The sequence below is a fragment of the Campylobacter concisus genome (assembly GCF_902460535.1).
In the GTDB taxonomy this organism is placed as follows: Bacteria; Campylobacterota; Campylobacteria; order Campylobacterales; family Campylobacteraceae; genus Campylobacter_A; species Campylobacter_A concisus_AS.
This window is the reverse complement of the sequence record NZ_CABPTV010000008.1, coordinates 125876-145875: the sequence shown is the minus strand read 5'-3', so window position 1 is coordinate 145875 and position 20000 is coordinate 125876. Positions and strand designations below refer to the sequence as shown.

Sequence of the window (20000 nt, the reverse complement as noted above, 5' to 3'; positions counted from 1 at the left end):
GCCCAATAATAAAAAACCTAAATAGAAGGGTAAAAAACCAAGGATACTACTACAGCCTTGATAGCATAAACTCTGCTTATATAGCAAATATTCTTGATGGCTTATATGAAGCAAGAAATGAGAGCATAAGTAAATTTAAAAAAGAGGCCAAAGATAAAAACGTAAAAGCCTCAGCTCTAGTAATGGCAAATAATATAGACCTAGACGCCAAAGGCAACATAAGCCTAGCTGGCAGCGTAGTGGCTGATAGTCTAAATTTAAATGCGGATAAAAAGATAAAGCTAAAAGGCGCAGAACTATCAACCAGTAGAGATGCTAACATTGCGGCCAATGATATAGAGATAGATAGCTCTGATCTAAAATCTAAAAATTTAAGCTTAAATGCAAAGAATAATATAAATTTAGATCAAAGCAAATCTCAGTTTAGCAAAGTCTCTAACCTAGAAGCTACAAACGATATAAATTTACAAGCTGGCAATGATATAAAAGTCTCTGGCTCAAATTTAGATGCGAGTGGTGATATAATTTTAAACTCAGGTAATAATATAGAGATAAAAGCAGATGAGTTTAGCTACACACACCATGTAAGCTCTAAAGGGATGAAATTTGATGAGAGCGTAAAAAGAGTAAGCTCTGCAAATTTAAACGCAAATAGTGATATAAATTTAAATGCTAAAAATACTCTTTTAGTTTCATCAACTCATCTAAATGCACTAAAAGATATAAATTTAAACGCTAGTGACATCATACTAGCAGCACAGTCAAACACTAGCGAAGCAACTGCTATAAATAGCTCTAAGTCGCTCCTTTCTAAAAAACAAACCATAAATAGCGCCATAAGCTCAGAGGTAGTAAGCACTAGCCTAAAATCAGGCAATAATATAAATTTAAACTCAGCTAACGATATCTATCTAGTATCATCTAAGCTAAAATCAGACAAAGATATAAATTTAAACTCAAACAACAATATCCTCTTTGAAAATGGCTACAACGTAGAGGCAAGCTCTCATACTTCTAAAAAGAGCAAAATATCTTTAAATCCAAACGCCTTTTATAAGAGTAGCTTTGATCTTGTTGCAAATGGCAGTAAAAAGGCAGTTTATAGTACTATAGACTCAGGAAGCGATATAAATTTAAATGCCAAAGGTGCTCTTAGCCTAAAAGGCGCAAACCTAAATTCACAAAAAGATATAAATTTAAACGCAGAGCTTATAGCTATATCAAACACAAATGATGAAAGCTACCATAAAGAGGAGCATAAGAGTAGCAGAGTAGGTATCTTAAAGCCTAATGAAGTGCTAAAAGATATCGTTGTCGATCTAAAAAGAAAGCTAAACCCTCTAAAAGAAGCAAAAGATAAATTTAGCTCACTTAGCACACCTACATTTGTAATAGGAAAAACATCTACCAAATTTGAAAGCAACAGCCTAGAAGCTAAAGCCTCTAACATAAAAGCTGGCAATAATATAAATATCAATGCAAATAAAGATATAAACATAGTAGCTTCAAATGTGGACGCTAAAGAGAACTTAAATTTAAAGGCCAATGAAGCGATAGAAATTTCATCGACAAATAGCATCTCTAATGCCAAATCAGAATCTGTATCAAGAAAGATCCTTGGCAAACAAAGCGCGTCAGCAAGCTCAACAAATGAAGAAGTTGTTAGCTCAAATTTAAACGCCAAAAACGTAAACATAGCCTCAAGCCAAGATACTACACTTATAGGCTCAAATATCAGCGCAGATGAGAGCTTAGATATAAAAGCTGATAATCTAAATTTACTCCCAGCCTCATATAGCTTAGAGAGCTCATCTAAATTTAAAGACTCAGGCTTTGGCGATCTAATGAAATCAAATGGTGAAGAGAGTAGCTCAAACTATAACCTTGCTACAAGCACACTATTGGCAAAAGATATAAGCCTAAGCTCAAATACCATAAACGCTCTAGCATCTGTCATAGAGGCTACTAATGTAGATGTAAATACAAAGCTTTTAAATTTAGTCTCAGCAAAGAGCACATCTGTAAATACAACTCTAAGCAACAATGCAGGAGTTTTAACAGCTACTATAAAAACAAAAGGCAAGATAGAAGAGATAGAGATCCCAGCTATCATCAAGGTAAAAGATAAATTTACACTAAATGGTAAAGATATAACAGATAAACTAGACACTACAGCCTTTAAAGCTATAAACGACTCTTTAAACTCAGAGGAATTTAAAGAAGGAGTTATAAGAGAGCTAAGATCAAGCTCAAATACCCCAATAGATGAAGAGACGATAAATCAAGTAAAAGCAGTTCTAAATTCTAAAGAGTGGGAAGATAAGACAACTACTCTTAGTGGAATGGGAGCACTAATAATAACAGCCATCGTTACATTTTTAACAGCAGGAGCTGGAACCGCTGTAGCTGGAGCACTTGGAGCAGCTGCTGCTTCAACTACAAGCATGGCAATATCAGCTATGACAACAGCTGTCATAGCAAACTCAACAGTTCAGCTAACAAACAATCTCTTATCTCATGGCAAGGTTAAATTTGATACATCATCCCTAGCCAAATCAGCCATCAGTGCAGGGGTAGGCTCATATGTTAGTAGCTATATATCAAGCATAGATGCTCTAAGTAATACTAATATCATAAATACACCAACTTATACTTTCTCATATGCAGACCTACTAAGCTCTACATCAAACGCAGCAATAAACTCTGCCATCTATAAAACAAACTTTAAAGATGCACTACTATCAAATTTAATCTATAAAGCAACAGATAATGCTTACAAGGCAGTAGGAAGCTACTCAAGCAATGAAGCAAATATAAACTCTAACTCACTATTTAAAGAATCAGGTCTAGGCAAGATAGCTCTTCACTCAGCCGTAGGAGCACTATCAGCAAAGCTATCTCATGAAAACGTTGCAGCTGGTGCATTAAGTGGAGCTGTAAATGAAGCACTATCTTCTTTCTTATATAAAGATACATCAAATATGAGCACTAAAGAGCTAGAAGCTTATAACAACAAACGCCTACTAGCGTCTCAGCTAATAGGCATAATAGCTGGAGGTATAGCTAATGGTGATAAAGGAGCAAACACAGGATATAAGATAACTACAAGTGCAGATACTTATAATAGGCAGCTTCATCAAAGAGAGATAGACTTTATAAACTCTATGGCAGATGATTATGCTGCTAAAAACAATATCTCTAAAGAGCAGGCTGTTAAAATCTTATATACTGCTGCTAGTGTGCTAGTAGATAAAGGTTCATATAATGATTTTGCTTCAAAAGAGAAATTTGAAGTAAGAGATGAAAATGATGAAATAAGTGTAATAAACTACAATGAGAAATTTTATAAATTTAATCAAGGAGATATAAATAACGCTAAAGCATATTTGCTAGTAAATTCTAAAGAAAAATCTTTTAGAGATATATAAAGAGGAATTTACTAAACAAGATTACTTTACTGCTACAAAAGAGCAGTATAATAACAGCGGTTATACGCCTGATAAGAGTGTGGGGCCAGAGGATGGAATTATCGTTCTTGCCAGCGCCTATTTTTTCAAAAAGTGCATTTGGCCTTTTTAAAAATACTGCGCTAAAAAACCCATTAGAAAATATAAGTTATACAAAAAAGTTTTGACCCAAATGTCAAACAAAAGTGATTACTTTCATTCGTTTCCAACTGCAGTAGATGCTTTTGCTAAATATGGCAAAAAATCGGAAATTATCGGTAATGATGGGATTAAGAGAGTAAAGATTGAAATTCAAGGTAGCTACAAAAATCATGATAGAGTGTTTGAGTATATAATAGAGCCCGATAATACAGTTAATCATAGATTTTTTAAAATAAAGGAAAAATAGTATGAATTTAATAAATGATGTGATAAAAATAGAGGAATTCTTTTTTAGCAATATATGTGAAATTGCTTATGACTACGAAAATGCTATAAAGAAGATCGCGGTATTGAAAGCCAAGGAGCAAGTTATTGTCGGTGGCGATGTAATAAAGTATGATGGGCAAGCAGCTGAATATACTTATGACAATTGGAGCTTTAATTCTGAAGAATATACATATGATCTACATGAGTATTCTGCTAAAAAAGCAATTGATTACATAGAAAAATATCATAATATAGATAAAGACTGCTTTTATACTATATATACATCTGGTATGTTGTAAGAAATAATGTTGCTGAGTTTATCAATCATATACAGTAAAAGCAAGGATAAATAAGATGTTTAACCACATAGGTGGCTTTTTTATAGGATTTATGTGCTTGCTTTACTGTATCTCTATGCTAGCTAACAAAAATGTAAAAGTAGGTGAGAAATTTTTTAAATTTGATGATGCTGGTTATTTATACTTGCTACCAGCATTTGGATTTTTGCTGTTAAGCATTTATGGTTTTTGGATGGCTTTTAGAAAAGAGCCGCCAATCGTACAAAGGCTAGTTGGCATGTGGTGTCCTGACTGCATGAAATTTTATAATATAGTTGAAACTACATGTGAAAAGTGCGGACAAGAGCTACTAAAATGCTATAACACACACTATGAAACAAGGCCAAAACCAAAGACCGAGCTGCTGCTTAGATCAAAGCCTAGAAATAAAAAGATAAAATTTATAAAAATATTTATTGCTTTTATTATTAGCCTAGTATGGAGTAGTATTTATAACTTTTTTATAACTAAAATGCCTATTTGATCGTACTTTGGTACTATTTACAATTCATCTTTAAAGCAATATAATTCCACAATTAAAAATGTAACGGTGTGACAAAAATAAAAAGGAAAAAGTTATGTCAAATGAGATTGCAGTAGTAAAAAGTATATCTGGTGATGGAGCAAAAGCTATAAATAACTTGGGCGAGGCGAGGGAGCTTCATGAAAGCGATATAGTTTATAATGGCGAAAAGATAGTGACTGAAAGTGCCAACTCTAAAGTAAAGATTGTTGCCATTAATGGTAAAGAGGTTACATTGATAGGCAAGGATAGTTTAAATTTAGATCAAGAAACTCTTGGTTCTGAAAGCCCTGATACTAAAAAGATGACCAGTATAGACGATCTGCAAAAGGCGATTTTGAGCGGTAAAGATCTAAACGCGCTTGAGGAAACCGCAGCTGGTGGAAGTAATGGAGGTAATGCTGGTGGAGACGGAGTTAGCCTTGGTGAGGCTAAATTTTCTGAGGGCGGACACTACTCAAATATCAATGAAAATTTTAGAAATTTAAATGGCTCTGGCAGAAATTTTGAATCTCCAGTTGGCTCAGTTGATGGATATGCTGACAATATATCAGATACAGGTTTTACACAACTTATATCTAAACCAACTTTAAGTATAGTAGCTCAACAAGATATGAGCGAAGATGGAATCTATGATGTATCTACTGGATATAGCAGATATCTAACTTTTGATTTTTCATTAAATAAGGCATTAAATGTCTTGCCAACTACTTTGAGCTTAAAGTTTAGCGGCATAGATGGAAAAGATTATTATAAATCTATGAGCCAATATTCTATTGATGGTGGGAATAATTGGATATCACTCGGTAATAATCAAATATTCCTAAATGACCCAAATGATATCGCAAATTTAAAGGTTAGATATTATATTGCAGATGATTATGGACAAACATCAGGATATCAAAACGAAGGCGAAATGATTAAAGATTTGGGAGCAGGTATAGCGCCTGGCATTAATAATTTTGGAGACTACAAAAGAAATTTAACATTGAGTGTTACTAGTGATAATGATGAAATTTCAACCGTAAATGCAATTGGTGCGATAATAGATAATGATAATAACATCTTAATAGATCAAGATATAGATGGTGTAAATTTAGATACAGGCAGTGGTGACGATACAATAAAGATGACTTCAAAAGCTGTAAATTCGTATATAAAAGAGAGTGATTATGGTGATAATAAACTAATACTTGAAGGCGCAGGTTTAGATAATACGACAATAAGGGCAGGTCGAGATGATGAGGTTTTGATAAAAGATTCTGAGCTAAAAAACAACTCAACAATAAGCACAGGAGATGGTATTGATAGCGTTGCTATAGAAAATTCAAAACTTTTTAACAGTACTATAAACGTAGGTGATGGCTCATATGGCTCACTTGATAATACTGAAGTTATAAATATTAAAAATTCAGAGTTGGCAGATGCGTCAATAGCCGCCTCTAATACTAAGTTTGAGTTAAACATAGATAAAACATCGGTAGTAAAAGGTATAGACATTAGAAGTGGCAAAGGAGATGATCTTATAAATATCCATACTAGTATCTTAAAATCTGATACTCTTTATAACACGATTGTTACAGGAAATGGAAAAGATACTATAAATATAGATAGTGGTGCAACAATCGACGAAGTTATGATAGAAACACAACTAGGTGATGACACGATTAATATAAATGATGTGACTATTACTGGTGGCAGCATAAGCACAGATGGTCTTGAGAGTATAAGCCCAATAGATAAAGATACTTTTAACATAAATAATTCGACATTAAAAAATGGCGTAAGACTTTATGGCGGACTAGACACAGATACTTTTAATATAGAAAATATCACTGTGGATCAAAACGGGTATGGCGGTGACTCTTTTGCTATTGATGGTGGTAGAGGTAATGATATATTCAACATAAGAGGCACGATCGATGGTAAATTTAACGATGTTAGGGTAGGGTATTTATCTGAAGTTATCTCTGGAGGAGATGGTGATGATACTGTAAATTTTGAAAGCGGCTCGGTTGTGAACTACTCTAAAATTTATGGAGAATGGAGCGGCTATATCGGCAATGATATGTTTAATATAAAAAGTGGGGCCACTTTAAATAACTCGATGATATGTGGTATGGATGGCAATGACACGTTTAATATAAAAAGTGGTTCTACGTTAAATAATACGCAAATTTATGGCGATGGTTACAAAGATGAATGGAGGGGTGCAACTGGCAACGATATCGTAAATGTGGAAAAAGGTGCAGTTTTAAATAATGTCTCTATCGATGGTGGAAGCGGTGAAGATACGTTGATAGTTCGAGAAAACAACATCGACTTTTCAAAGGTTAAAAATTTTGAAAAATTATCTCTTGGCGGTGATGTGCAGAGTGATAACAGCATAGTGGATAGCGAGAGCGCAAATTTGAGACTAAGTGCTGCCGATGTTAAAGACATTTTGCGCGATACTGGAAAGATAGTATTAAAAATAGATGGCGATAGTAGTGATAGGCTTAAGCTTGATGGCTTTGATGAGCACTCAGCTGTAAGTGCTGGAGACTACACGAAGTATGCAAGCCTTGATGGTACCATAAGCATAGAGATCAAAGACGGAGTTGTTTCAAGTTTCTGATCTACTCTAACTCTCTAACTATCACCGACCATTCTTTTGCGAGCTTTTCAAGGCTAAATTTAGCATTTGCAGGGCTGGTTGATGGTAGTTTTATCACCTCGTTTTTTGTCGCTTTTATGATCTCATCTTCTAAGTATTTTTTGCAAATTTCATAAGCTTTGCCGCCATTTGCATAGACTTGTGTGATATTTGCGGTTTTAAAAATTGGCTTTAAATTTACAGGCACTATCTTGCTCATTTTTGCGTCGCTTGAGCCATCTATCTCGCATGATATCGCCGCGTCATATATCGCGATGTGATGAGAGAGTAGAAATTTTATCTTTTCATCCGTGCTTTCTGGCAGCGGAGAGTTTAAGACCCCAGCCAGCACTCGCCAAAAGCGGTTTTGCGGATTTGTATAATAAAAGCCAAATTTACGAGATATGACAGAGGGAAATGAGCCTAGGATCAAAATTTTAGAGTTTTTATCAAAGATTGGCTTAAAAGGGTGCGTTTGGCTCATATTTTTGCCTTTTAAATTTATGAATAATTTTAGATAATGATATATAAAATTTGCTTTAGAAGTTAAATTTAAGGAGCTGCAGTGCCTTGGCGCAAGATGATGTTTTTCGATAAGAGCTGGGTAAATGGCGATCTGGATGATGATGAGTTTGAAAAGAGGATAGAGGATTATAGCTCGTATATAAAGTCTTTTCGTGGTGAACTACACACGCTGGAGAGAATTTTTGTAGATCTAAATTTTAGTGATGCAAAGATAGTATCTTTTGCCTTTATGAAAAGCGGCGCTAGGGTTAAATTTTATATCGGAGACTTGCAAAATGGCTACTTCGAGCTAAGCGTCATTTTTAAAAATTTTCATATAGATGACAGCGCTCTTGGCGAGATCATAGCCAGTGAAGTGGCTTTTGTGGAGAATAAATTTTATTTTTCATATATTATGGGCGATCTTAAGGAACGCCATTTTGCCTTTGACGAGATATGCAGTATTAAATTTAAAAAGATTTCAAGCAAGATGTATTCTAGCTGCTAGAGTAAATTTTAGGTGCAAAAGCACCTAAAATTTAATTGATCTCATCGCTAAAGTCTGCTAGGCTTAGGCGTTTTAGCTGGCGGTAGCGTCTTTGCGCGTCGGCTTTGTTTTTAGCTAGTAGCTCGTCTGCGTGCTCAGGGTTGGTCTTTTTAAGTGAGTTGTAGCGAACTTCGTTTAGCAAAAACTCTTCATAAAGCGACCAGTCTGGCTCTTTTGAGGTGATTTTTAGAGGATTTTGTCCCTCTTTTAAAAGGCGCGGATCGTATAGATATGTCGGCCAATATCCGCATTTTGTGGCGAGCTCGCCTTGTCCGCCTGACTGTGATAAGCCGCCTTTGATGCCGTGAGCGATGCACGGAGAGTAGGCGATGATGAGGCTTGGGCCGTCATAGGCTTCAGCTGCTGCGATCGCTTTTATCACGTTTGCTTGGCTCGCGTTTGAGTTGATCTGCGCTACAAAAATATTGCCGTAAGTCATTGCGATGTAGCCAAGGTCCTTTTTCTGAGCTGGCTTGCCACTAGCCGTAAATTGCGCTATCGAGCCTGCGCGGCTTGATTTTGAGCTTTGGCCGCCAGTGTTTGAATAAACTTCGGTGTCAAGCACTAGCACGTTTACGTTTTCGCCGCTTGCTAGCACGTGGTCAAGTCCGCCAAATCCGATGTCATACGCCCAGCCGTCGCCGCCGATGATCCATTGCGACTTTTTAACGAGAAATTTCTTAAGCTCTAAAATTTCTTTAACGCCTGGCGCGCTTAAATTTTGCTCTAAGATAGGCAATAAATTTTTCGTGATCTCTTGCGTTTTAACGCCATCATTTTTGAAATTTATCCAGTCGTTGTAAAGCGCTGAAAGTGCGTTTGGCACGCTATCTATGTTGTTTCTCATTATATCTTCGATGCGGTGGCGCATGGTCTCCATCGCTACATTCATACCCATGCCAAACTCGGCGTTATCTTCAAATAGCGAGTTTGCCCACGCAACGCCCTTGCCTTCGTCATTTGTGGTGTACGGAGTAGATGGGGCTGAGCCACCATATATCGAGCTACAACCAGTCGCGTTTGCCACGATCATACGCTCGCCAAAGAGCCTTGTTATAAGCGTGATATACGGAGTTTCGCCGCATCCCGGGCAAGCGCCGTGGAATTCAAAGAGTGGCTTAGCAAAGCCAACGCCTTTAACGCTCTCTTTGTTCATGAGATCGTCTTTGTAAGCGACTTTTTTAAATAGATAATCAGCATTTTCTTGCTCGTTTTTGCCTAGCTCTTCTTCAAGCGGCACCATGACGAGCGATTTTTCTTTGCTTGGGCAGTTTTGCGCACATAGCTCGCAGCCGGTGCAGTCTAGCGGGCTTACTTGGATTTTATATTTTAGTCCCTTGACCTCTTTGCCTTTGGCTTCTAGGTTGTGCTCTTTTACGCCTTGTGGTGCTGCGCTAAGCTCGTTTTCGTCTATCAAAAATGGCCTGATGACAGCGTGTGGGCAGACAAATGCACACTGGTTGCACTGGATGCAGTTTTGCTCGATCCATTTTGGCACCATGACGCCAACGCCGCGCTTCTCATAAGCCGTCGTGCCAGCTTCGAAGTGGCCGTCCTCGTAGCCTATGAAGGCTGAGACTGGCAGGCTATCGCCCCTGGCCGCATTTATCGGTTTGACGACGTTTTCGATGAAGCTGTTGCCGATGTATTTTTCATCTTTTTGCTCATCATCTGCTAAATTTGCCCACGCAGGATCAATCGGCACCTTTATAAGGCCGTTTGCGCCAACGTCGATAGCGTTGTAGTTCATCTGCACGATTGCCTCGCCTTTTTTGGCGTAGGCTTTGTGAGCGTACTCTTTCATATATTTTTGCGCATCTTCAAATGGTATGATGTCAGCTAGCTTGAAAAATGCCGACTGCATAATGGTATTTGTGCGGTTTTTAAGGCCGATATCGTGCGCTAGTTTGGTTGCGTTTATGATGTAGAAATTTATATTTTTACTAGCTAAAATTTTCTTAACTTTATTTGGTAGCTTCGCTATGGTCTGCTCTGCGTCCCAGATAGAATTTAATAAAAATGTGCCGTTTTCTCTTATGCCGTCAATGACGTCGTAAATTTCAAGATATGCCGCGACCGAGCAGGCTACAAAGTGCGGGTTTGAGACGAGGTAGGTCGAGCGGATCGGCTTTTTGCCAAAGCGAAGGTGCGAGCGTGTGTAGCCGCCTGATTTTTTACTATCGTAGGCAAAATATGCCTGCGCGTAAAGGTCAGTTTTATCGCCGATGATCTTTATCGAGTTTTTGTTTGCGCCCACGGTGCCATCAGCGCCAAGGCCGTAAAATAAGCACTCTTTAACGCTCTCGTCGCTTAGTGAAATTTTCTCTCCAGTCGGTAGAGACGTAAAAGTTACGTCATCGACGATACCCACTGTAAAGCCATCTTTTGGCTCGTTTTGGTTTAAATTTTCAAACACAGCTAGCATCTGCGCAGGGTCGACGTCCTTTGAGCTTAGGCCATATCTGCCGCCAACTATGATCGGTGCGTCCTTTTGGCCGTAAAACGCTGCTTTTATATCAAGATATAGCGGCTCGCCAAGGCTGCCAGGCTCTTTTGTGCGGTCAAGAACGGCTATGCTTTTCACGCTCTTTGGCATCACGTCAAAGAGATACTTCGTGCTAAATGGGCGGTATAAATGCACCTTAATAATGCCCACCTTTTCGCCTTTTGCGTTTAGATAATCCACGACCTCTTCAAGAGTTTGCGTCACTGAGCCCATAGCCACGATGACGCGTGTCGCTTCCGGGTCGCCGTAGTAGTTAAACGGCTTGTAGTCACGGCCAGTGATCTTTGAAATTTCAGCTAGGTAGTTTGCCACGATATCAGGCACTGCGTCATAAAAGCGGTTGCTTAGCTCTCTTGTTTGAAAATATATATCGTCATTTTGCGCTGTGCCACGAGTTTTTGGGCTCTCTGGATTTAGTGCATTGTCTCTAAATTTCTGCAACGCTTCGCGGTCAAGTAGTCTGTCAAAGTGCGCGTAGTCAAGCACCTCGACCTTTTGAATTTCATGGCTCGTTCTAAAGCCGTCAAAGAAGTGTAAAAACGGCACTCTGCCCTTTATCGCTGCTAAGTGCGCCACGCCAGCGATATCCATCACCTCTTGCACTGAGCCGCTTGCTAGCATAGCAAAGCCGGTTTGGCGACAGGCATAGATGTCTTGGTGGTCGCCAAATATTGAAAGAGCCTGCGCTGCTAGAGAGCGAGCTGAGACGTGGATGACGCCAGGGAGGAGCTGGCCTGCTATTTTATACATATTTGGAATTTTTAAAAGTAGGCCTTGAGAAGCTGTGTAGGTCGTAGTTAGCGCGCCAACTTGTAGCGAACCATGCACCGTGCCAGCTGCGCCGCCTTCGCTTTGCATTTCGACCACTTTTACTGGCATACCAAATAAATTTTTCTTGCCCTGCGCTGCCCAAAGGTCAGTGTAGTCAGCCATAGGCGAGCTAGGAGTGATAGGGTAAATTCCAGCTACTTCGGTAAATGCGTATGACGCGTAAGCTGCGGCCTCGTTTCCGTCCATAGTTTTCATTATTTTTGACATATTTCCGCCTTAAAATTATCTTAAAAATGGCTTTATTATAAGGAAATAATCCAAAATTTGTCATTAATCTCTATCATTAAAAAATTAAAATTTATAAATAACTAAGATGTAAGTCAAATTTTAATATCGTAGAGGCAAAGTAAAAAGGATGAAATTTTGATAAATATTCATAAAATAGCCTATCTAAGGGTTATCGCGCTAGCTTTTGCAGCTTTTATATTTAATACAACTGAGTTCGTGCCAGTGCCGCTTTTAAGCGACATGGCGAAGGATTTTGGCATGAGTACGGCTGATACTGGGCTCATCATTACGATATATGCGTGGAGTGTGACGATACTCTCGCTACCATTTATGCTTTTAACTGCAAATTTAGAGAGAAGGTCACTGCTTTTAAAGGTTTTTATCATTTTTGTCGCTTCTCACGCACTTTGCGCGGTCGCTTGGAATTTCACGGTTTTAGTCATAGCTCGCGTGCTAATAGCCATCTCACACGCCATATTTTGGTCGATCACCGCCTCGCTTGCCGTCAGGGTCGCACCTATCAATAAAAGCTCGCAAGCTCTGGGACTTTTAGCACTTGGTACATCGATGGCGATGATACTTGGCTTGCCACTTGGCAGGATTTTAGGCGACGCCTTTGGCTGGCGTGTCACATTTGGGCTGATAGGGATATTTGCTGTGGGAGTTGGGGCTTGGCTATATAAAATTTTACCACTTTTGCCTAGCAAAAACTCAGGCTCGCTAAAGAGTTTGCCAGAGTTAGCAAGAAATGGCTTTTTGATGGTGGTATTTTTGCTAACTGCTATCGTTATCAGCGCACATTTTAGCACCTATAGCTACATCGAGCCATTTGCTAAAGATATTAGTGGCTTTGATGGTAAATTTATCACCATATTTTTGCTTTTGTTTGGCGTCGCTGGTATCGTAGCAAGCGTGCTTTTCTCTAAATTTTATAAGTTTATACCAAATGCCTTTTTGGCTCTTTCTATCACGCTCATTTTAGCCTGCTTGCTGGCACTAAATTTGATCGCTACAAATGAGACTTTTATGCTTGTTCTTGCCTTTATATGGGGGCTTGGCATAGCTGGGATAAATATGAGCTTTCAGATAAAGGTGCTAAATTTAGCCTCAAATGCCACGGACGCTGCGATGGCGATATACTCAGCCATTTACAATATCGGCATAGGAGCTGGCGCGCTCATCGGACATCAAACGATAGTTCATCTTGGCGAGCAAAATATCGGCAACGTTGGTAGCTTTTTTGCAGTGGCTGGGCTTGTTATCTTTCTCGTTGCGGTGGCTAAATTTAGGGCAAAAGAGCTCAAAAAGTAAATTAAATGAAAATTTTTATTTTAGTTTAATAAAAGCTTTTCTGCACTAGAATTTGGCCAGTTAAATTCGCTCAAAGGAGTATAAAATGGCTTTTGGGGGTATTATAATCGGTCTAGTGACTCTTTTTGTAGTGGGATATGCCATCATTAAAGGCAAATACGCGCCACTCGTTCTCTTTCTCTCTGGCGTTTTTATGCTGATCTGCTCGGTCATGCTTGGCACTGGGCACTTTATGCCAAAGCAGGCTGTGCCAACAGGAAATGAGTATTTTAACATCGTAGAATTTATACGCTACATGTTCTCAAACAGGCTTTCAAATCTTGGCCTTATCATCATGTTTATGGTCGGTTTTGCAAGCTATATGACGCACATCGGAGCAAACCATGCCTTCGTTGGTATCGCAACAAAGCGCTTTAAGATGATAAAAAACCCTTACATCATGGTCTTTGTCGCATTTTTGGTCGCAAAGCTCATCAGTATGGTTATCACCAGTGCTGTTGGGCTGGGCGTTTTGTGTCTTGCTCTGCTTGGGCCGGTGCTCATCTCGCTTGGGCTAAATAAACTAACAGTAGGCTCTATCTGCGCTATGTCTGGAGCCGTTTCGCTGGTGCTTCTTGGCGCTTCAACAGCAGCCGCTGCAAAGGCTACGCAGCTTAATATACTAGATTATGTATTTACATATAAAATTCCAGCCGGTCTGCCAACGACGCTAGTTATCGGCATCGCTCTAGTCTTTTGGAACAGATATCTGGATAAAAAAGAGGGTTGGGTTTGTAGTGAGCATGTGGGCGATGTTATGGAGTTTGAGGGGACAAAGGACGAGCTTAAAGAGGCGCCTAAAATTTACGCACTACTGCCCTTTTTGCCGATGATACTAGTCGTTGTATTCTCACGCTACGCTATCACTTCTATCAAGCTTGATATTTCAGCCATTATCATCATCTCAGTTGTCATTGCCATGATCTTTGAGGCAGTGAGATGTAAATTTAAATTTGACGTTATTGCTGATGGGTTCAAGGTCTTTTTTAACGCTATGGGCAAGAGTTTAAGCGGTGTTGTCGTTTTAATCATCGCAGCTGGCGTCTTTGCAGAGGGTTTTAAGGCTCTTGGTATGATAGATGCGATCATAAAACTCGCAAATACTCTAGGGCTTGCTGGCTTTGGCATGTCGGTGCTTTTTGTCGTTATCACAACGCTAGTTACCATCATCTCTGGCTCAAACGGAGCGAGCTTCTATCCGCTCATAGAGATGGTGCCACAAATCGCATCTAAACTAAATGTAAGCTCCGTCATGCTGGTACTTCCTATGCACCAAGCCTCAACGATCGCCCGTCCGATCTCGCCAGTATCAGGCGTAGTTATCGCCATAGCCGGCATGCTAAAGTGCAGCCCAATGGATATCGTAAAGCGCTGCAGTGTGCCTGCTATTTTGGGCCTAGTAAGTCATCATATTTTTGTATTTTTACTTTCGTTGTGAGGACGATATGAAGCGAGTTGTTTGGGACTTTAGCGATGCTTATGGAGACATTGATAGTACTAAATTTAAAGAGGCGTTTGAAAATTTAGAATCTCTTATCTTAGAGGCTAGAAATTTAGCTAGCAAAAAAGAAGGTCTAAATTTGGCTATAAATGCTTATGAGCTTGCTTTTGGCGAGCTAAATTCGCTTTTGGCGTTTTGCAGGTGCAAGGCGAGCGATGACGTAAAAGACGAGCGAGCAAGCGCTGCAGAGATCCCACTTTTGATGAGTGGGGTAAATTTAGAAAAGGCAAAACTAGCTATCTTTAATGCCATAAACAAGCTTGAGGGCTCAAATTTATTCTTTAAAAGTGGTGAGTTTAAAAAGATAAAGCCACTTTATGATGAGTATAAAAATAGCTATCAGCGTATGCTTGACGCAAAAAGTGGCGAAATTTATGATCAAATTTCACTTAGCAACTTTGTGCCGATTTATGGCATATTTAGGCACCTAAACAACCTCATATCAGTAAAAGCAGTAAATGGCTCTGGCGAAGAAAATGCGTATAGCTACGCAAAATGCGCTGGTGTTTTAAAAGGCTCGCCAGATCAAATTTTAAGAAAAAATGTCTTTTGCGGACTAAAAGAGCACTATGAAAAACATGCAAATTTATACGCAGACTTACTAAATATGCTAGCTGGCTTTAGGCTTAGTAAATTTAATGTTGCAAAAACCGACTTTTTAACGCCAAGTCTGGAGCAAAATAAGATCAGCAAAGATACGCTTGATGCGATGTTTGAGGCAGTTTGCATGAGGCTGGAGAAGATAAGAGAGTGCGTGAGTCTTAGGGCAAAGTACCTTCCAAACGGCGAAATTTACGCTTGTGACCTTTTGGCTCCATCACCATTTGCTAACAAGGATAAATTCTCCTACGAAGAGGCTGTAAATTTGATCCTTGCAGCACTTAGCAAGCTGGGTATTGAAGCTTGCGAATTTGTTAATATGATGTTAAAAAAAGGCTGGGTGGAGGCCGAGGTGCGTGATAATAAAGCGGCTGGGGCATTTTGCGTTTGGCTTGGTAAATTTAAGCAGCCACGACTTTTTTCAAGCTATACAGGTGCTCTATCTCACGTCATACAGCAGGCTCACGAGCTAGGCCACGCTTGGCACTACTGGCTCATGCGCGATATCTGCGCACTTCATCAAAAGCCGCCTATGAGCCTAGCTGAGTGCGCTAGTACATTTAATGAAGCCCTGCTTAGAAATCATCTTAGAAAAAGTAGCAGTGATGATAAATTTTGCTTTGATATCCTTTGGCAGGAGCTAAAGTCAGCGGCAAATTTCATGTTAAATATCGGCGTTAGATATGAGTTTGAGAGTGCATTTTTAAAAGCTAGACAAAACAGCGTTGTTAGCGCTAAAGAGATAGAAAATTTCATGCAAATGGCGTGGAATAAATTTTATGGCGAGACGACAAAAGATAGTGAGAGCATTTTGCCTTACTTTAAACTGCATTTTTACAAAACGGATCAATACATCTACAACTATCCTTATATGATCGGCTATTTGATATCGCAGTTTTTAATAAGCGAATTTGAAAATGATAGTGGTCAATTTCTTGCAAGATATAAGGCATTTTTGATGGATAGTGGGGTGATGAGCGTTGAAGATCTTTTGCAAAAACACTTCAAGAAAGATGCTAGAAATAGCGAATTTTGGCTTCAGTGCGTAGACCATGCTTTGTGCTACGCAGATGAGTTTAAGAAGCTAGAACGCAAAATCAATTTCTAAATTTAACCTCCCAAAACAACCAAAAACGTTACAAATTTCTACAAATAAGTGATAATAAATATCATAACTAAGAATAATTTTAGCTAAGCTTTTTTATAATCGTTATCAGAAAAACAAATAAAAATTAGGAGCTTGTTATGTCAGTTTTAGTTATAGGAGCAGATGAGATCACGCCTATTAAGGCGGTTTTGCATGATTTGGGAGCTGAAAAGATAGAGCACTGGGACGCTAGAAACGAAAACCGCGTAAATCGTAAGCCGATTCCACAAGATACTGAGTGCGTGGTGATGCTAACTAGCTTTTTAAATCACAACACGATGAAGACTATTAAAACTCAAGCAAAAAAGAGAAATATCCCTATCGTTTGTGCTAAAAGAAGCGTTAGTTGTGTATTTTGCGAGTATTGTAAGGTCTTTGGCCTAGATAAGGAATTTGGATGCAAAGAATAATCGATGAAGTTCTGGTTTTTATCAGATATTGGCGAAATAACTCCAAGTATTTTTGCAAAGCTTGACAAGCTTTCGCGTGCGAAAATTTTCATCGCACTTTATAATGTTGGCGTTGAAAGCGAGCTAAAGATCCCGCTTTCTTACGCTAAATTTCTAAATTTCAAAGATATTTTTGATGCTAGGATAAATTTCTTGCTGCGTGATAAATTTTTAAATTTCAAACCAGTTGATAGCTTTTGCATGCCTTCAAACATCATCATAAATGCTTATTTGAAAAATGACTTTAAAACGTTGAAATTTGTAGCAAAAGAGCCAAAGATGGCAGCTGCAAAGATGATAAAGATGCTTTATAAAAGCGGGGAATTTGAGTTTTTCATTGACGCAGCGCAGATGTTTTGCCAGTTTGTTTATGATAAAATACGCCTCCGCCATCAGGACAAAGAGGTCGTGCTAAATGGCGGCGTCATCTCGGTCAAAAAGGGTGGCAAAAATTTACTCAGCGTCATGCCAAGCTTTAAAAGGGTGAGCTTTGATGATATGAGAAATTTAAACGACGACATCGATGCAGCCGTTTGCGCGCTTGGTCGCGAGTGTGAGATGGTTTATATCGTTTGTCCTAGAAATGAGGAATTTAGGCGGCACGTTGAGGTTAGGCACTGCTTTGCAAGAGGGTGCATAAAGCTCGTGCCTTATACGATTATTAGTAAAATTTTTTAAAAAGGATAAAAATGATAGGTATAGTTTATGGAAGTAGCATGGGAAATACCGAAGATGCAGCAAAGCTTATAAGCGAGGGTTTGGGGCTTGAAAACGAGCTTTTAAACGTCTCTGACGTGGATGGGGCAAAGATAAATAGCTTTGATAAGCTCATCCTTGGCACATCGACTTGGGGCAGCGGTGATCTTCAAGATGACTGGGACGCGTTTGACTTTAAAGCGTTAAATTTAAGTGGCAAAACGGTCGCTGTTTTTGGCATGGGCGATAGCGAGAGCTACTCAGATGAGTACTGTAACGGCATGGCAAAGCTTTACGATGAGGTCGTAAAAGCTGGTGCAAAGGTAGTGGGCGAGGTTAGCACTGATGGTTATACATTTGATGGCTCTGATGCCGTAAGAAATGGTAAATTTGTAGGTCTAGCGCTTGATGCTGATAACCAAAGTGACAAAACTGAGGGTAGAATTTCAGCTTGGATCGAGCAGATAAAACCATATTTTGCATAACAAATTTAGCTAGATCTTCTAGCTAAATTTATATATCCATAGCCGAGATAAAGCTTTTTATCCTCTCATTTTGGCTGTTAAAAAACTCATCTACTAAGCCATCAAACGCGATCACACCTTTATCTAAAAACAAAATTCTATCAGCTATCTTTCTAGCAAAATTCATATTGTGAGTGACGATGATCATAGACTTTTTCTCTTTTGCAAGAGATAAGATGACCTTTAAAACTTCAGCCTCTAGCTCTGGATCTAGCGCACTTGTAGGCTCATCAAGTAGCAAAAAGTACGGATTTACAGCTAGTGCTCTAGCGATGGCTACACGCTGTGCTTGTCCGCCTGAGAGCCTGTTTGGATAGGTATCTTCTTTGTGGCTAAGCCCCACTTTGGCTAAAAGCTCTTTTGCCTCTTTTATAGCCTCGTTTTTATCCTTTTTTTGAACGTAGATTGGAGCTTCGGTGACATTTTGAAGCGCTGTTAGGTGCGGGAAGAGGTTGAAGCTTTGAAAGACCATGCCTGTTTTTTTGCGAATTTCTAAAAGCTCTTTTGAGCTAAGCTTCTCTTTAAAATTTACACTCCTATCATCTACCTCTAAAGTGCCACTTTGTGGGATCTCAAGTAAATTTATGCATCTAAGAAGCGTTGATTTGCCACAACCAGATGAGCCAACTACCACGGTCGTTTGCCCCTCTTTAAAGCTTGTATTTATGTTATCTAGCACCAAATGATCACCGTAAGATTTGCTTATATTTTTAAAATTTATAGCCATTAGACATACCTTGAGACAGCTTTTTCAAGCCTTGATTGAAGATAGGTTAAAAGTGTGCAAACCACTAGATAGATGAGTGCTGCTAGGATGTAGAGGATGAGTGGCTCAAAGGTTCTTGCTGCGATCCTTTGAGCGACCATAAACATATCTACCATCGTTATAGAAGCTGCTAGTGAAGTGTCTTTAACAAGGCCTATAAATGTATTTGAAAGCGGAGGGAGTGAGATCCTCACTGCTTGAGGCGCGATGATACGCTTTAAAATTTGATAGTGCGTCATGCCAAGCGATGTGGCCGCCTCCCACTGACCTTTTGGCACAGAAAGTATGGCAGCCCTTACAGATTCAGACGCATAAGCGCCCACGTTTAGGCTAAATGCGATAGTCGCCGCACTCCAAGTATCAAGCGTGACGCCGATGCTAGGAAGTCCGTAAAATACAATAAAAAGCTGCACAAGAAGCGGCGTGCCACGAAATATCCAAACATAGGTGGCAAATATAAATTTTAAAATTTTTATATTTGAAAGCCTCGCTACTGCTGTGATAATGGCGATGACAAGCCCTAGCGAAAACGAGAGCAAAGTAAGTGGGATCGTCACTTTTAAAAGTGCGATGATCATCGGTAGTGTCGAGCTTGAAACAAGCTCGATCACTCTATCTAAATTTTCCATTTTTGCCTTAACTATTCCTTATTTTTGAAGATATAAAAAAACATACATAAAATTATTATGAAAAATATAATTGGTAGATATATGTTGAAAACTTCTAGGTTACTCTCTGAACCAAATAGTGGCAATATACCTTTTGCTTTTTGTAAAAACTCAACACTTAATAAATTTAGATAATCATTCCAAACGCTTAGAAGTGCAATAAATTGAAATAAAGTTATAAATAAGAGTATTTTATTTTGTCTTTGCTCCATTTTGGAGCTTTTCTTGGTATAAATTCTTGCTAAATAATCTTTAAAATAGACAACATATTCGTTTGAAGTTTTGATCATATTTTCTATATTCCATTTTTCT

17 protein-coding genes are annotated in these 20000 nt (G+C 38.9%); 12 read left to right on the top strand and 5 right to left on the bottom strand.

Features of this window, described 5'->3' with window-relative positions; all coding sequences use genetic code 11:
- From FZ945_RS07965 to FZ945_RS07945, 5 genes are all read left to right on the top strand, one after another.
- The coding region (locus FZ945_RS07965) for a hemagglutinin repeat-containing protein (RefSeq protein ID WP_187424188.1) at positions 1–3428 on the top strand (3428 nt) is incomplete at its 5' end.
- Between the two features lie 211 nt (positions 3429–3639).
- Positions 3640–3855, top strand: coding sequence for a hypothetical protein (locus FZ945_RS10060; RefSeq protein WP_222862620.1), 216 nt, complete (start codon positions 3640–3642; stop codon positions 3853–3855).
- A 1-nt stretch (position 3856) separates the two neighbouring features.
- The gene (gene imm40, locus FZ945_RS07955; RefSeq protein ID WP_148803766.1) at positions 3857–4174 is read left to right on the top strand and encodes an Imm40 family immunity protein; all 318 of its coding nucleotides are present in this window, start codon (positions 3857–3859) and stop codon (positions 4172–4174) included.
- Positions 4175–4229: 55 nt separating this feature from the next.
- Positions 4230–4697: a hypothetical protein gene (locus tag FZ945_RS07950; protein ID WP_148803764.1), complete on the top strand. Its 468-nt coding sequence runs from the start codon at positions 4230–4232 to the stop codon at positions 4695–4697.
- A 94-nt stretch (positions 4698–4791) separates the two neighbouring features.
- Entirely contained in the window at positions 4792–7353 is a 2562-nt protein-coding gene (locus FZ945_RS07945) for a retention module-containing protein (protein WP_148803762.1), read from the top strand.
- 1 nt (position 7354) lies between these two features.
- Here the strand turns inward: FZ945_RS07945 and FZ945_RS07940 are convergent, their stop codons facing one another.
- Entirely contained in the window at positions 7355–7855 is a 501-nt protein-coding gene (locus FZ945_RS07940; protein ID WP_187424187.1) for a DNA-deoxyinosine glycosylase, read from the bottom strand.
- 81 nt (positions 7856–7936) lie between these two features.
- Between FZ945_RS07940 and FZ945_RS07935 the strand changes: the two genes are divergently transcribed.
- Positions 7937–8383, top strand: coding sequence for a hypothetical protein (locus tag FZ945_RS07935; RefSeq protein WP_148803758.1), 447 nt, complete (start codon positions 7937–7939; stop codon positions 8381–8383).
- A 31-nt stretch (positions 8384–8414) separates the two neighbouring features.
- Here FZ945_RS07935 and nifJ read toward each other — a convergent pair whose 3' ends face one another.
- Positions 8415–11966 (bottom strand): pyruvate:ferredoxin (flavodoxin) oxidoreductase, encoded by a 3552-nt coding sequence (nifJ, locus tag FZ945_RS07930; protein ID WP_148803756.1) that lies wholly within the window; start codon positions 11964–11966, stop codon positions 8415–8417.
- A 156-nt stretch (positions 11967–12122) separates the two neighbouring features.
- On the opposite strand from nifJ, the gene FZ945_RS07925 reads away from it, so the two are divergent.
- From FZ945_RS07925 to fldA, 6 genes are all read left to right on the top strand, one after another.
- Positions 12123–13298: a sugar transporter gene (locus FZ945_RS07925; protein WP_148803754.1), complete on the top strand. Its 1176-nt coding sequence runs from the start codon at positions 12123–12125 to the stop codon at positions 13296–13298.
- Positions 13299–13383: 85 nt separating this feature from the next.
- The gene (gene dcuC / locus FZ945_RS07920) at positions 13384–14775 is read left to right on the top strand and encodes a C4-dicarboxylate transporter DcuC (RefSeq protein ID WP_148803752.1); all 1392 of its coding nucleotides are present in this window, start codon (positions 13384–13386) and stop codon (positions 14773–14775) included.
- A 7-nt stretch (positions 14776–14782) separates the two neighbouring features.
- On the top strand, positions 14783–16546 hold the full coding sequence (locus FZ945_RS07915) for a M3 family metallopeptidase (RefSeq protein WP_148803750.1): 1764 nt from the start codon (positions 14783–14785) through the stop codon (positions 16544–16546).
- A 137-nt stretch (positions 16547–16683) separates the two neighbouring features.
- Entirely contained in the window at positions 16684–16995 is a 312-nt protein-coding gene (locus FZ945_RS07910; RefSeq protein ID WP_002939277.1) for a DUF2325 domain-containing protein, read from the top strand.
- A gap of 3 nt (positions 16996–16998) precedes the next feature.
- Positions 16999–17712: a UDP-N-acetylmuramate--alanine ligase gene (locus FZ945_RS07905; RefSeq protein WP_148803748.1), complete on the top strand. Its 714-nt coding sequence runs from the start codon at positions 16999–17001 to the stop codon at positions 17710–17712.
- 11 nt (positions 17713–17723) lie between these two features.
- Entirely contained in the window at positions 17724–18215 is a 492-nt protein-coding gene (gene fldA / locus FZ945_RS07900; RefSeq protein WP_103575325.1) for a flavodoxin FldA, read from the top strand.
- 28 nt (positions 18216–18243) lie between these two features.
- Here the strand turns inward: fldA and FZ945_RS07895 are convergent, their stop codons facing one another.
- The 3 genes from FZ945_RS07895 to FZ945_RS10055 all read right to left on the bottom strand — a co-directional run.
- On the bottom strand, positions 18244–18981 hold the full coding sequence (locus FZ945_RS07895) for an amino acid ABC transporter ATP-binding protein (RefSeq protein WP_148803746.1): 738 nt from the start codon (positions 18979–18981) through the stop codon (positions 18244–18246).
- On the bottom strand, positions 18981–19649 hold the full coding sequence (locus FZ945_RS07890; protein WP_021089366.1) for an amino acid ABC transporter permease: 669 nt from the start codon (positions 19647–19649) through the stop codon (positions 18981–18983). Before FZ945_RS07890 ends, FZ945_RS07895 begins: the two co-directional genes overlap by 1 nt.
- 11 nt (positions 19650–19660) lie before the next feature.
- A partial coding sequence (locus FZ945_RS10055; protein ID WP_222862619.1) for a hypothetical protein occupies positions 19661–20000 on the bottom strand: 340 nt, incomplete at its 5' end.